The following is a 14156-nucleotide window of genomic DNA, read 5'->3' on the forward strand; positions in this document are numbered from 1 at the left end:
GATTCACGGCTGGATCGCTGTACATGCCCTTGCACTGCTGACATTGTCTTGCTATGCTAGGCGATGAGGGGGGAACCCGCATTGAAAACGGATTTTGAAATCCATTTTTCCAAGCAAGCCGAGAATCCGGCGATGGATATGTACCATTACCATGACTTTTATGAAATTTATTATTTGTTCGGTGGAGAACGCTACTACTATTTAGAAAACCATATATATCACGTAACCAAAGGCTCCGTTGTATTCGTAAACAAGAATGATATTCATAAAACGCTCGAAGGCGGAATCGGGCATGACCGTGCGGTTCTCTACTTTACTGACCGGTTTTTAAGCCGCTTCCAGCCGGAACAGCTGAGCTTACTCCTGTCACCGTTTCGCTCAAGCAGCAAGGTGATCCCTTTTAATAATCAGCAGCAGAGCTACATTGAGAATCTTCTTTTTCAGATGAAAAAAGAGTATTTGGACACCAAGCTGCCGGGCCGAGCGGAATTCTTCGAGGCGCTGCTTGTCCAGCTGCTGCTCTATATGTCCCGGATATGCATGGAGTCCGAGCAAATAACGCCAAAGCCTATGGATGGCAAAATGACGGAGATTATCGGCTACTGCAATGAGCATTACAGGAAACCGCTTACTCTTGAAACAGTCTCATCCCAATTTTTCATAAGCCCGTACTATTTCAGCCGCTTATTCAAACGATCCACAGGATTCCACTTTCCGGAATACATTAATACACTGCGTATTCGAGAGGCTCAAAGAATATTAAGGGAAGAACACGGTAAAATGATCGATATTGCCGAGATGGTAGGATATTCCACCATCACGCATTTTAATCGTACGTTCAAACAAGTAACGGGTATGGCACCGCTTACGTACAAGAAAATGATTCAAATCGCTCCACATAGGAACACCCACAGCGAAAAATAAAGATGGATACGGGACCGGCATTGCTACCGGTCCCGTTGATGTATCCCATCTATTCGATTCGGAACCAATCGAAATCCGCAAAGCCTTGGGCGCTCGATGCAGCGTCTTGCTTCAAGCAGAACAATCCCAGCTTGGCACCAACCCAGTGACCCGGAATCGCTTCGAAGACGTCACCGATTGCAGTAAACGTAGTGCCGTCCAAGCTGTATTCGAAAGTGCATTGAGCTTCGAGCACGACCTTCACTTTGAAATATACCGTCTTCGCGGAAGCTGGTATCGAGACTGTCTCAGCCGTTTCCTCAGAGGAACCTTCCTTGTTGCCGCTCCCTTTAACGAATACAAGCTGCAGCCCTTCCTCTAAAGACTCCAAGGCAACATAACGGTAATCGTGGCCGAACACCGTCAAGCCGGCCCGTTCATGTGCAGCCCCTGGCGTGAACTCCAGCTTGGCTGTTGCTGTCAACTCCGGCGCCGGAAGCTTCTGGCAAAGAATGCTTGGCACATCATAGAACGTGCTTGTTCCTTCCCTTAGCGGCTGCGCATGCAGTCGAAGATGCCCCGGGCGATCTTCCAGAGAGTACCATTCCGCACGGTTATTCGCCTGCCACTGCCATTGGAGTCCCAATACAGACTTGTCGAACTCATCGCTAGTGTCTGGCACCGCTGACTGATACTCATGTCCAACATTCGGTTTTTTATGAACAAGCACCGGCTCACCGATCCCGTCCCCGTTCGTATCGATGCCCATAACCGGCCAATCGTTCTCCCAGGACATCGGCTGTAAATGAGCAATCCGTCCGTACGCCTCACGGTCCTGGAAGTGAATGAACCAGGATTCACCCGACTCCAGCTCCACGTAGCCTCCCTGATGCGGGCCGTTAACAATGGAATCTCCCTGATGTAGAACAATTTTATCCTCATAAGGTCCAAAAATGTTTTTGGAGCGTAAAATCGTTTGCCATCCTACCGATACCCCGCCTGCAGGTGCAAAAATATAGTAATATCCGTTGCGCTTGTAAAATTTCGGGCCTTCGAGAGTAGGGTGATTTTCCGTACCGTCAAAAATCAAAGTCCCTTCATCCAATAGTTCCGTACCGTCTGGCTTCATCCGGCAAACCTGAAGCTTGCTTTTGATGCCGCAGCGGCTTTTTGCAAAAGCATGGACAAGATAAGCTTGACCATCCTCATCCCAGAACGGACATGTATCGATATAGCCTTTGACTTCCTTAACCAAATGGAGCGGAGTCCAAGGGCCCGCAGGATCGGTTGCCGTCGTCATGAAAATCCCTTCATCTGGAGCGCCAAAGTAAATCCAAAATTTCCCGTCGTGATGACGAATGCTTGGGGCCCAGACTCCGTCTCCGTGGCGTACGCCGTCAAACTCTTTTGGCAGCTCTTGGATTGCGTGTCCGATAAGCGTCCAGTTGACTAAATCCTTCGAATGTAGGATAGGAAGTCCTGGTGTGCTATTGAAGCTGGATGCGGTCATGTAGAAGTCTTCTCCTACACGAATAACATCGGGGTCCGAATAATCGGCATAAATAATCGGATTACGGTAGGTTCCGTCGCCTAAGTCGGCGTACCAAACCGGCTTTTGTTGACTGCTGACACTCATGGTTTCCAATCTCCTTTATTTAGATGATGTCTCGAACACATATGATCGAGGCCCTTCGCACTCCTTGCCTGCCGCGTCTTCAAAGCGAATGTTTCGGCAGTTGCGTTCCTTAAACTCTGTACCCGGCTTAGCGGCTACCTGCACTTCACGGAACACCAAGTTCTCCGCATCGATACAGGTCAGTCCTTCGTCCGCAGCGACGGTCACTCTCTCAAAGCGCAAATTTTGCAAAAGCATTTCCGGAAGTCCGCGGATAAAAATCCCCTTTTCAGCTCCGGAACAGTAAGTGTCCGTTATCGAAATGTTCCGGAAGCATGGCGTTTCCTCCGTCACCGGAGCCATATCGGCGTATTCCTGCTTAATCTCGTAATACATATCAAATACAATTGCGTCTTTAATAATATCTTTCATCCATACATTGGATATTTTGATATTTTCAACGATTCCCCCGCGTCCCCGGGTGCTTTTGAAGCGCAACCCGTTATCGGTACCGATAAACGTACAGTCCGATACGTCCACATGCCGGACGCCGCCAGACATTTCGCTGCCGACTGTAAAACCACCGTGGCCATGGTACACCGTACAATTGCGGATCGTCACGTATTCGGTTGGCACGCCTGTCCGCCGTCCCTGCTCGTTCTTCCCTGATTTGAGACAGATCGCGTCGTCACCAACATCGAAGGTTGAATCCATGACATTAGCATACCGGCATGATTCCAGGTCAAGCCCGTCTCCATTAACGGAATGCCATGGATTGCGCACCGTGACATGACGGATCGTTATATGCTCACACAACCGAGGATGCAAGTTCCAGCTTCCGGAGTTCTGGAAGGTCGGCCCATCCAGCAGCACGCCGCTGCAGCCAGTCAGTCCAACCAAAACCGGCCGCAAATACACTTTATATGGCTCATAGGCAGCTATCTCCATATTCCCCTCAGCCTGAAGAGCCTCCGTTACACGCCTTCCGTCGCTGGCTTCCTGCGTCGGCCACCATAAATTGTTGGCATCAACGAAGCCGCCTGAAGCCACAATGTGTCTCCACTGCCGATCGGTCATCTTGTGCTTTTTGACGCAGCGCCAGGCATCCCCAGAGCCGTCAAAAATTCCTGGGCCCGTAATAGCAACGTCAATCAAGTTTTCACCATAGATAGGAGGCATAGCCCGTACAGCCTGCAGCCCCTCATAATTGCTCGGAATGAGCGGATAATCGTCAAAATCGCGGCTGAAGGTAACTAGAGCCCCTGCCTCAGCGTGCAATCTTACTTTGCTCTGCAAAATAATAGGACCTGTCAGCCAAATCCCCTTGGGGATGATAACGGTTCCCCCTCCGGCAGCGGCGCACGCCGTCACTGCTTCATTAAAAGCATCTGTATTTTTAACTATCCCGTCGCCTATTGCTCCGTAGTCGGTAACGGAACAGGTCCATTCTGGGAATATGGGGATGCGGACATCCTCTGCACGGAAACCCGCACCGCCCGCTTCAACGATACGTTGCTCAGTCATTGCGAAGCTCCTTTTTTCTCTCCAAATAAGGCCGGATCCGACTTGCTGCATGCAATATCATTGTAAAGCAATCCCTTAGCGACGTTCTACACAATACATGCTCAGAATAATGCAACTTAACAATTCTTGCGCTCGGGCTGCCAGGAAATCTAGCGATTTACGGGTTCCATCCCCACCGGGAATAAGGATACACCCTGATCCGCTTGTAAAGTCAGCTTGATTGTCCCGTTGATTATAGGAAGTTGGATGGGCTCCCCTGTAAGCCCCTCAAGACCGATCTCATATAGAACAGCTTGAGATATTTCGTTCCAGGTATCCGGAAGCCTCCATTCCTTGTCGGTATATCCCTGCTTGCTGTAAGCAATCCATTCTATAGCATCCTTGTTCCACAGTGCGGGGAACAAGACGTCGTCTCCATCCCTAAGCAATCGGTTTGCTTGCTTAATGATGCGATAATTGTCCTTGTTGGAGCTTGTGACCTGCTCCGAGAAATGAAGGGTGCCGGATTCATCCGTCAGCCTGTCCAATCGGTTCAAGAAGTACCATGGCAGTGTATTCAGCGCAAAATCTTGAAGGAAACCGGCAAGCAAGATAGGGTCCTTCTTCATGATGCTCTCACCGAGCATACTGGTGCCAAAACGCGGATCGCCTCCGTCACCTCCACAATACAAGCTGGCTGGAATCTTTAGCTGCTCCTCCGCTTGGAACCGGACATGCCATGCAAACGGCTGAAGTCCGATCAATGGATCACTGCGGTAGCTTTTGTCGAATTCAGCTGTAAAATCGATCCCTCGATCCCGGAAATAACGGATGATCTGCTTCTGGGCCTCAATCTCCTTCTCTACTGGGATGCCGTGATACGGGCTAATCGGATCGATCTGCTGCTGTGGGATATGCTGGTGAAACGCATCCACGTGAATCGTGCCTGCCTCTTGTACGGGAAGAAGTTGAAGCAGCTGATCGATGCGTCGTTGTGTCAATCCCTCTTCCCACTCGCGAGTGTAGCTGATCGGGTAGCCCCATACATAAGTGCGAAGACTCCCATCCTCCAATCTGGCAATAACATCCTTGTCCACGTATTCCTGCCATAACGGGCTTGTATCGCTGGCATCCAGCAAATTGATATGCAGGCTGACCGTCGTATGGTATTGCCGCGCTTCGCTCATCAGCCATTTCAAGCTGTCTTCCGCCGTCGCATCCTCCCTGCGCTTCAGCTTTTCATTAACGACATGAAGCGCCGGATAGCCAGTATCATGTCCTTCGAACTGCCAGCCAACAAGGTAGATGATCTTGGGGATACCTCTTGTTATTCGGTCGACCCTTTTCATGATATCAAGCGCCTGCTCAAAAGTAATGAATACCTCTCCTTTACGGTCGGCCATGAACATTTTCATCGCTAGCGTTTGATGATACGCATGGTTGAAAGGCTGATCCGGTGCAAACTCCACCGTACAGGACGCCTCGGCCGTCCGGGTCGTGCCATCCATAGTAACAAGTGCCGTAACCGTTGCTGTCCCTGCTGACTCAAGCTTTGTCCCTGCTTGTACTACCGCACCTTTTGATGTCGGCTGAACTGCTGCGATCCTATTGGCATTGCTCGTTATGTACTGGATTTGCGCATGCCGAAGATCAGCTTCACTTCCATCAGACATCTTGCCGCTCAACGTTAGTTCCGCCCGGCCGTCCAGACGCAGCAGTGATGTATCCGCTGTCAAAGTGACGGATTCTAACCGCAAGCCCGAATTCATCTTATCCTCGTTAGCCAGCAGTGCGGTGATGGAACGATGCAGCCTAGCCTGAACCGTATCGACCGCATCTTGGCCCAATCCAGGGTTTGTACACACACTCTCCGCTTCATGGATAGCGTCCCCCAATGCTTTCAGCAGCTCCATACTGTAAGACGCCGAATCCCGATCCGCTGCCTCATAATGCTGCTTAGCCTGCGCTAGCACGCTTTGCAGCGATGCAGTCTGAATGGATGCCGATGATGCAATACCAGGTATGACAAGCTGCAGAGGCTGTGTCTTGGCTGAAGCGCCATTCGCTTGCTCCGTCACTTCAAGCACCAGCACCACTACGGTATCCTGCCCGATGACCGGGAAAATTTGAGCATCCTTCGGTACTACATCTTCTCGGCTCGAGCTTACGATCTGGATCTCAAACCCCGCAGGCATAGTCGGTAGTGCGAGAATGGTTTGCCCCTGGGTGGGAGCGTCTAAAGACTGAATAGATGCCGCTATAGCTGCGGCGGATGATTCCGGTTTAGTCCCCTGATGACCTGATAAGTACATTCAGACTTCACTTCCTTTTTTTCAATTTAAGTTCGGCTGTAATCAGGATCTGTTAGAAGCTTTCAGACAGCCATGTATTAATGATCAGCATAACTTATCTGACAAGTTCCGTAAACCACATTGCCTCATAGTTAATCCCTGTATTCGGTGTCGGCAAGAAACTATGATATATTGAAATAAACCTCTGTTAAAGTTTCGAAAGAGGAGCGACTACATACACAATCAGAAGAACCCAAACTATTATTTTTGAGGTGAATCGTTTATGGAATCTGCATTGCAAGCTTATTTGGCAGAGCACCGGGAACGCCATTTGGAGGAAGTGATAGACTTCGTCCGTATCCCGAGTATTAGTGCTAGTACAGAGCATAAGCCTGATATGACTAGAGCCGCCGAATGGCTGGCAGAAGCGCTTCGCAAGGCAGGCTTGGAAAATGTGGAGGTGCTTCCTACTGCAGGTCACCCAGTCGTTTACGGCGATTGGCTTCATGCACCCGGTCAACCGACCGCTCTGATCTACGGTCACTATGATGTACAGCCTGCCGATCCGTTGAACCAATGGGATACCCCTCCGTTCGAGCCGGTTATTCGTGACAACAAGCTATATGGCCGCGGCGCAACGGACGATAAAGCGCAGCTCTATACTCACGTAAAAACGGTCGAGGCTTTTTTGCAAACCAGCGGGAAGCTTCCGGTCAACGTGAAGTTCTGCATCGAAGGAGAAGAAGAGATTGCAAGCCCAAGCTTGCCTGCCTTTTTGCAGGATCAGGCCGAGCGGCTGAAGGCAGATGCTATCGTTATTTCGGACGGTCCGATGCACGACGAAGGCATCCCATCGATTTGCTATGGATTACGAGGTCTTTGCGGCTTCCAGTTGGATATTCAAGGGCCGAAGAACGATCTGCACTCCGGCTTGTACGGCGGAGGCGTCGCTAATCCAGCGATTGCCTTAGTCCAATTGCTCTCTTCTATGCGTGCGAATGATGGGCATATTACGATCGAAGGCTTCTATGACGGAGTTAATGAATTATCGGAAGCGGAACGCGCTGCATTCCGGGCGCTTCATTTTGATGATGCTAAGCAAGCCAAAGATTTGGCGGTTCCCGAGCTGACTGGTGAGGAAGGCTTCTCGTTCCTGGAAAGAACAACGGCCCGCCCAACCCTAGAGATTAACGGCATATTTGGTGGCTATCAGGGCGAAGGACTCAAGCCTATCGTTCCCTCAACGGCTGGAGCCAAAATTTCCTGCAGACTGGTCGACAATCAAGAGCCTGACCAGGTTATGAAACGGATCGAAGCTCACATCGAGAAGCACAAGCCGGCTGGCGTTACCGTGAAGGTTCAGCAGACTCACCGCGGTAAACCATTCTATATTTCACCGGAGCATCCCTATATCCAGGCGGCTGCACGGGCATATGAATCCGGGTTCGGCACAGCGCCGGTTTATATTCGCAGCGGCGGCTCCATTCCGATTGTAGAAGTATTCTCGCGAGTATTAGGCGCTCCCGTGGTCATGATGGATTTCGGTCTTCCCGGTGAGAACATGCACGGGCCTAACGAGCATTTTCATCTTGAGAATTTCGACAAGGGTATCGCGACACTCTGCCAATACTGGCAGGAGCTGCATGCGGCAGCTAAATAAAGCTATAAAGCAAGAGACCGTCCCTGCTAAGACAGCAAGGACGGCCTTTTTAATATAAACTAATGAATTTCAATCGATTTGACGATCCGATTTTCCTGTATGAACGTAAGAAAATCTTCAACTCCATACGACCCTGGAAGCCGCACCAGCATAACCAAGTGAATCATATCGTCCGAATGCTCTTCAACCTGCAGACTCAGTACTGCAATATTTTTTTGCTTCAGCATTTGTTGGATACCTTCCATGCATCCGGGTATATTCGAAATTTGCATGGTGACCTGCTCTGTCTTCGGAGAAGCAAGCCAATTGAACCGGCGGTGCAAAATAATTTGCGCCAAAATAATAATAATGGTCGCCCCGGCTCCCATTAAATACATGCCCGAACCAATAGCCATGCCGATGCCGGCTGTAGCCCAAATACCTGCAGCTGTCGTCAGTCCCTTAACTGTATGCTTATGCATAAAGATCATGCCGGCTCCAAGAAACCCTACTCCGCTTACAATCTGCGCAGCGATACGGGAGGGGTCTACCACGAGATTCTCCCATCCTATTTGGTCCTGAAAGCCGTACTTGGAAATACACATCATGAGAGAGGCTCCTATTGCAACAACAAAATGAGTTCGAATCCCCGCTTCTTTCATTCGGTTTTTGCGTTCATATCCTATAAATGCTCCGCAAATGCCGGCAATAATGACGCGAATTAAATAATCGTATTCCATCGGTTCAGCCTCCTGTCATCTTCTTATTACCCTAAATTCTCATTCCGGTACCCTATTGGAAAGGCTCCAGCGCCTTATCCGCTTTGGTCTGAGCTTGCTTCAGTACCTCTTTCGGGGACTGCCTGCCGGATAAAGCCGCCTGAATCGCCTCTTCCAGCACACCTAACACTTTATCGTTATTGTGGGTGGATAGCTCTTCATCGGCATAGATGAGCTGATCTCTTGCAACGAGTGCGTCAGGATATTGCTCTGTGTAACTTTTCATCTTGTCCGTGTCATAGGCCGATTTGCGGACGGCAACATAACCGGTGTCGATGCTCCATTGAGCCACTCGCTTAGGCTCCGTCATCCAGCGTACAAAAGTCCAAGACGCCTCCTGCCGTTCTTCGCTAGTCCCTTTGAATATATAGAAGTTGCCGCCTCCGGTCGGAGTGGCGAAACGCCTGCTCTTCGGTGGGAAGGCAACGTGAAAAGGAAATGAGGCCGTCTTTCTCATGTTGGTCAAATTCCCGGAAGTATAGTACATCATAGCTGCTTTGCCGCTTAAAAAATCGGCTGGAAGCGCTGCCCAATGAAGTGGATGAACCGGCATCACATGTAGTTCTCTCGAAAGACGAAGCCAATACTCCAGTGCCCCCGCATTTTCGGGGGTATCGAAAAATACCCGTTTGCCGTCAGGAGACATCAGCATGCCCCCGTTTTGCAAAGCAAGCATTTGAAACATCCAAGTGGAGTTCGTACTTCCCGAGGACGGTATTTCAAGCCCCCACTGCTTATCGGTGGTCAGCCGCTTGGCGATCCGGATCAAGTCGTCCCAGCTCTCCGGAGGCTTAGAAGGATCAAGTCCCGCCTCCCGAAACGCATCGATATTGTAGTACAGCAGCACTGTGCTGCGTTGAAATGGAATGCTGTAGGTATGGCCTCCTGTCTGTGAATTTACCAAGAAAGGCTCGTAAAAATCCGACAAGTATGTAATGCCGCCTTCTTTGGCAATAAACAGGTCCAGCGGAACTATGGCATTCATATCAAGCAAAGTAAACAACTGAGTCGAAGGAAGCACGGCAACATCCGGGGGATTGTTTCCCAGTAAGGATGCCTGCGTTTTGATCGTCGTATCGTTGTAACTGCCCATGTAAATCGGCTTTACGCGAATATCCGGATGCTCCTTCATGAATTGCTCCGTCATGCCTTCCAGAGTAGCCGTAACCGGCCCTCCGACATCAATCGGATAATAAAAAGTCAGCTCGGTCTTCGTCTTAGGAAGCGTATCGGAACCTACCTGCAAGGTGTCGTTATTGCAGCCAACTGCTAGAAGGACCGTGATAAGAATAACGGCGGTAGCGGTGCTCATCCTTTTGTTCATATCCATCTTCCTTCGATGCTTCGGTTTCCATCATTATAGGGAAATCCGTTAAGGATAGAAACCCTCTAGTCTTAAGGAATGGTACAAAATGTTAAGGTAGGAGCCTTTCCCAACAGCTATTTATGATAAAATAGGAATTCAACAGCGGCGAATCTCGCCTCTGCAAGCTTTAGAACCCAAAAGGACTGCTGCTTATGTCGATGACCTTAAGAAAAAAAATCGTACTTATTTTTATTTTATTAATAACCATCCCTCTGGTAGCCCAAGGAATTATTACGTACATCGATTTTTCCTCGTCTGTGGAACGCAAGACTGTCAATTACACAGTTCAGATTCTAAGCCAAATAAACCGGAGCATGGATCAGACGCTAAAGGAGCAGATGCAAAATATATCGCTGCTTCCCTTATACAATACCGAGGTCCGCGATATTATCGACAAATACAGTGACCTTCAGTTATCCTCGACCACGCCTACACTAGAAGAGCGCAGTCAAATGTTTCACGCCATCGCAGGCACAACCTCTTACTACTCTGAAATAAGAGGTGTCCAAATCATTTCCAATAACGGGAGCGTCTTCTCCAGTATGGACCCTTACCTGGTCCGTCCCTCGATTCGTTGGGATCACGAGCCTTGGTATGCTAGAGTTCAGCAGGGTAACGGAGAATGGGTGCTTATTCCCCAGCATCGGCCGGACTACTTATTGGAGGACTCCAAATCAGGTCCATATATTGCGGCTGCGCGAATCATTCGCGAACCGGGCTCCAGGCAGATCAAAGGCTTGATGAAAATCGATTTTAGACTGGACGTGTTCCAAAATATTTCGGAAAGCTATCGATTTGCCCAAATCGGCAATCTGATGGTGCTTAACGAGAATAATGAGCTGTTCTATGAACAAAATAACGAGCATTTGAGTGAACAGACCAAAGCCCTTTTACTTCAGTCGAGCTTGCCTAACGAGAACGGGATTGCTAGCAGCAAAATACCCGGAGCCTCCTTTCTAACTATTGTTGACCGCTCTTCCTTCTCGGGGTTGAAAATGGTTAGCTTTATTCCGGTATCCTCGCTTCACCAGGAGACAGAGCAGTTCCGGCGGTTTACCCTACTTACTCTAATTGTCTGTTTGGCTGCTGCGTGTGGAGCCGCTATTTGGTTCTCCTATAAGCTTAGCCGCCCGCTCATGGAGATGAAGGAAAAAATGCATTTGGTGGAGCAAGGGAAGCTGAAGCAACAAATGCCGATTCATTCTCAGGATGAGATTGGCCAGCTTAGCAGCGGATTTAACCGGATGTCTGAGGAGATCGACCGACTCGTGAACGAGGTGTATGCCATTCGGCTTAAAGAAAAGGAAGCTCAGCTGTCTGCTTTGCTGACCCAGATGAATCCTCATTTTCTATACAATACTTTGGAGTCCATTAATATGATGGCGATTCGAAGAGAAGCATATGAAATTTCCGACATGGTGTCATCGCTTGGACAGCTTCTCCGCCACTCTGTTGGCACATACAGCCGACTCGTCCTGCTTGAGGATGAAATCGCCTCCATCGCTTCGTATGTGAGCATTCAGCAGCTCCGATACGGTGATCATCTCCATGTCGCATTTCAAATAGATGAAGCACTGCTTTCTCTCTATGTTCCCAAGCTGGTGCTTCAACCCTTGGTAGAGAATGCGATTTATCACGGCATCGATGGAATCGACCGACCGGGCTCGATATGGATCTCCGCAGCGCGTTTTGAAGATGAGCTCCTGCTGACCGTAACCGATAACGGCAAGGGGCTGAATGAAGAAGAGATTGACACGCTCCAGCAAAAGATCTCCACTCCTGGTCTAGAGGAGGAATCAACAAACGGATTGGCCTTGCGCAATATGAATCAACGGCTGGTTCTGATGTTCGGAAAACAGTACGGATTGCTTATTGACGGAAGTCCGGGGCAAGGCGTTTCTATAACGGTCACTATCCCGGTAATAGTAAGGAGTGAGGACTTTGTACAAAGTACTGCTAGTGGAGGATGAGCAATTAATTCGAGAAGGGATTAAGCGGCTGATAGAACAATTATCCAGCGACTTCACCGTTGCTATGGAAGCGGTTAACGGCAAGGAAGCGTTGACTTACTTGGACAGCGGCATGCCTGATCTAATCATTTCGGACATTCGCATGCGCGAGATGGACGGAATCTCCTTCATACAGGAAGTCCGCAAGCGTTATGCAGAGCTTCCTATTATGATCATCAGCGGCTATCAGGACTTTCATTACGCCCAGCAAGCAATCCGCTGCGAGGTGACCGACTATTTGCTGAAGCCGATCAACCGACGAGCCTTTTTGACGGCATTGGAGAAAATTCGCGGTAAGCTGAACAAGATGCACGGCATGGACTCAAAGGAAGAGGGGAATCCGTATCTTGCCTCGTCTGTGTTAAACGGAAATCATAACTTCACGATTCGTACCGTTAAAGAATATATCGCTGCCCATCCCGAGGACGATCTGAGTCTTAAGACGATCGCCGACTTCGTCGACCTGCATCCCGCCTACCTCAGCCACTTATTCAAAGGCGAAACCGGTCAAAATTTATCCGATTACATTACCGATATCCGAATGGAAAGAGCCAAATATTTGCTTTCCCACACCCATCTAAAGGTGTATAACATAGCTCGGCTGTCCGGATATCAGAGCCCGAAGCATTTTGCCCTCGTCTTCAAGCAGCAGGTTGGCGTCACGCCCGGCACGTATCGGGATGCCGTAGGAGGCGATGTTAAGCCGACCGATGTTGAAGGAAGCTAGTGAAACAAAAAGAGAGAGCAGCTGCTCTCTTTAGATTGACAAGAAACCCATAAAACTTCAGAGTATGTAGTACTCCTGTGGTGTACCCCCTTCCGGCCAGTAGCTACACTCTAAATAACTGGTTTCTCGTCATCTGAAGAAGCATCCGCTATCTCCCTTTTCACTAAGGTTCGTTTACCGTACGGATCAGAGCATTCAGGCAAATGGATCGGAGGCTGATCATACAAGCTGCCGTCTTCCAGCCTCTGCCAAGTATCGAATCGCCGCTCACCCTCATACAGTACAATCACTCGCGCACCGCGCATATAATCAGCCGGTCCCTTTGCTCCAAAGCCCGTTAAGCGGCTGCAGACCAGCCGGATTCCATGCATATCCCCGGCATAGTCATTTAAATGGCTGTGGCCTGTGAACGTTCCCATCACGTCCCCCTTCTCTAGCATAGCCGCAAACATACCGGAGTTGATCTTAGGGCTATCGACCGCTTTTTGCTGCAGCCCATAGCAGATCCCGTAATCCCATACTTCGTTGTACTCAGGAAAAGGAATGTGGAAGAACGCAAGAGAAGGCAGTGCTTCCCCTCGATTACTTAGGGTGAGGTGGTCGGACTGCATGCAGTACCAATCGATTTGCGAGCGCTGCAGCCATTCCGTTCCTCCGAATGCCCTATTCGTCTTAGCTCCGGAGTCCAGCATATACAGCACTGCTCCTAATTGCTTTTCCGAGCGATTACTTTGAACCTTCAGTACATAATTGGACGCCCCGTGTACATTGTCCGGTCCGGGTTGGTACAGTGAATGGGGCAGCGATTGAAGCAGCGCTGCAAATTGTTCAACAGCTGCCCCCGATTCTCTTTCGTGATTCCCGAAGACGAATGCCCATGGTATTCCGCTCTTGCATAGCGGTGCCGCCGCAGACGCAAAGCCTTCCAAGGGATCGGGACATTCTTTCTTATCGATCATATCGCCTGTTACCACAACCAAATCCGGTCGTTCCCATTCAATCACATGAGCCATAAATGAGGCAGAACGTTGGTCGTCTTCCAACCCCAGCTTCCAATGTATATCGGTGAACTGAACGATCTTAAAGCTACCGTTACTGCGAAATATCAGCATATCCAACCTTCCAATCGTTAGAATTGTAAGCGAATACAAAAATAACTGTCTTAACTCCATTGTTCAGTTAAAAAAGATTGATTTGATTGTGTTGGTAACGTTTCCGGTAACGTTACCAATATTGTATGACAGTCTCCTCTTTTATGTCAACGACTTGCTGATGCTATGCAGAGATGTCATCTGATGGCTCGTTTGAATGCCGTTCCCAGGTC

Annotated in this window: 10 protein-coding genes; 4 read left to right on the plus strand and 6 right to left on the minus strand. The window is 49.4% G+C overall.

Annotation, left to right across the window (positions count from 1 at the left end; genetic code table 11):
- Window positions 1-81 precede the first annotated feature (81 nt).
- Window positions 82-924, plus strand: coding sequence for a helix-turn-helix transcriptional regulator (locus tag BP97_RS36085; RefSeq protein WP_051620539.1), 843 nt, complete (start codon window positions 82-84; stop codon window positions 922-924).
- A 49-nt stretch (window positions 925-973) separates the two neighbouring features.
- Here the strand turns inward: BP97_RS36085 and BP97_RS0112615 are convergent, their stop codons facing one another.
- The 3 genes from BP97_RS0112615 to BP97_RS38815 all read right to left on the minus strand — a co-directional run bounded on the left by BP97_RS0112615 (window position 974) and on the right by BP97_RS38815 (window position 6333).
- Window positions 974-2539 carry a glycoside hydrolase family 43 protein gene (locus BP97_RS0112615; RefSeq protein WP_028549425.1) on the minus strand — a complete coding sequence of 522 codons (1566 nt, stop codon included), beginning with the start codon at window positions 2537-2539 and terminating at the stop codon, window positions 974-976.
- A gap of 15 nt (window positions 2540-2554) precedes the next feature.
- On the minus strand, window positions 2555-4042 hold the full coding sequence (locus BP97_RS36090; RefSeq protein ID WP_051620540.1) for a glycoside hydrolase family 28 protein: 1488 nt from the start codon (window positions 4040-4042) through the stop codon (window positions 2555-2557).
- Between the two features lie 149 nt (window positions 4043-4191).
- Window positions 4192-6333, minus strand: coding sequence for an endo-alpha-N-acetylgalactosaminidase family protein (locus tag BP97_RS38815; RefSeq protein ID WP_051620541.1), 2142 nt, complete (start codon window positions 6331-6333; stop codon window positions 4192-4194).
- A 262-nt stretch (window positions 6334-6595) separates the two neighbouring features.
- Between BP97_RS38815 and BP97_RS0112630 the strand changes: the two genes are divergently transcribed.
- Window positions 6596-7972: a dipeptidase gene (locus BP97_RS0112630; protein WP_028549426.1), complete on the plus strand. Its 1377-nt coding sequence runs from the start codon at window positions 6596-6598 to the stop codon at window positions 7970-7972.
- Between the two features lie 59 nt (window positions 7973-8031).
- On the opposite strand, the gene BP97_RS0112635 is transcribed toward BP97_RS0112630, so the two are convergent.
- Entirely contained in the window at window positions 8032-8691 is a 660-nt protein-coding gene (locus BP97_RS0112635) for an MgtC/SapB family protein (RefSeq protein WP_028549427.1), read from the minus strand.
- 52 nt (window positions 8692-8743) lie between these two features.
- On the minus strand, window positions 8744-10054 hold the full coding sequence (locus BP97_RS0112640; protein WP_028549428.1) for an ABC transporter substrate-binding protein: 1311 nt from the start codon (window positions 10052-10054) through the stop codon (window positions 8744-8746).
- A 194-nt stretch (window positions 10055-10248) separates the two neighbouring features.
- Here BP97_RS0112640 and BP97_RS36100 point away from each other — a divergent pair, with 194 nt between their 5' ends.
- Window positions 10249-12066, plus strand: coding sequence for a cache domain-containing sensor histidine kinase (locus BP97_RS36100; protein ID WP_064745692.1), 1818 nt, complete (start codon window positions 10249-10251; stop codon window positions 12064-12066).
- A complete protein-coding gene (locus tag BP97_RS0112650; RefSeq protein ID WP_028549429.1) occupies window positions 12038-12832 on the plus strand; it encodes a response regulator transcription factor in 795 nt (264 codons plus the stop codon). The genes BP97_RS36100 and BP97_RS0112650 overlap by 29 nt, the downstream gene beginning before the upstream one ends.
- A 110-nt stretch (window positions 12833-12942) precedes the next feature.
- Here the strand turns inward: BP97_RS0112650 and BP97_RS36105 are convergent, their stop codons facing one another.
- Window positions 12943-13944: a metallophosphoesterase family protein gene (locus BP97_RS36105; protein WP_051620542.1), complete on the minus strand. Its 1002-nt coding sequence runs from the start codon at window positions 13942-13944 to the stop codon at window positions 12943-12945.
- Window positions 13945-14156 lie beyond the last annotated feature (212 nt).

Origin of the sequence: Paenibacillus sp. UNC451MF (assembly GCF_000686845.1) — a bacterium.
Taxonomy (GTDB): domain Bacteria; phylum Bacillota; class Bacilli; order Paenibacillales; family NBRC-103111; genus Paenibacillus_S.

Excerpts from the sequence above, each read along its gene's own strand:
- BP97_RS0112615 (WP_028549425.1), bottom strand. The coding sequence starts at position 2,539 with ATGAGTGTCAGCAGTCAACAAAAGCCGGTTTGGTACGCCGACTTAGGC.
- BP97_RS36090 (WP_051620540.1), bottom strand. The coding sequence starts at position 4,042 with ATGACTGAGCAACGTATCGTTGAAGCGGGCGGTGCGGGTTTCCGTGCA.
- BP97_RS38815 (WP_051620541.1), bottom strand. The coding sequence starts at position 6,333 with ATGTACTTATCAGGTCATCAGGGGACTAAACCGGAATCATCCGCCGCA.
- BP97_RS0112630 (WP_028549426.1), top strand. The coding sequence starts at position 6,596 with ATGGAATCTGCATTGCAAGCTTATTTGGCAGAGCACCGGGAACGCCAT.
- BP97_RS0112635 (WP_028549427.1), bottom strand. The coding sequence starts at position 8,691 with ATGGAATACGATTATTTAATTCGCGTCATTATTGCCGGCATTTGCGGA.
- BP97_RS0112640 (WP_028549428.1), bottom strand. The coding sequence starts at position 10,054 with ATGAACAAAAGGATGAGCACCGCTACCGCCGTTATTCTTATCACGGTC.
- BP97_RS36100 (WP_064745692.1), top strand. The coding sequence starts at position 10,249 with ATGTCGATGACCTTAAGAAAAAAAATCGTACTTATTTTTATTTTATTA.
- BP97_RS36105 (WP_051620542.1), bottom strand. The coding sequence starts at position 13,944 with ATGCTGATATTTCGCAGTAACGGTAGCTTTAAGATCGTTCAGTTCACC.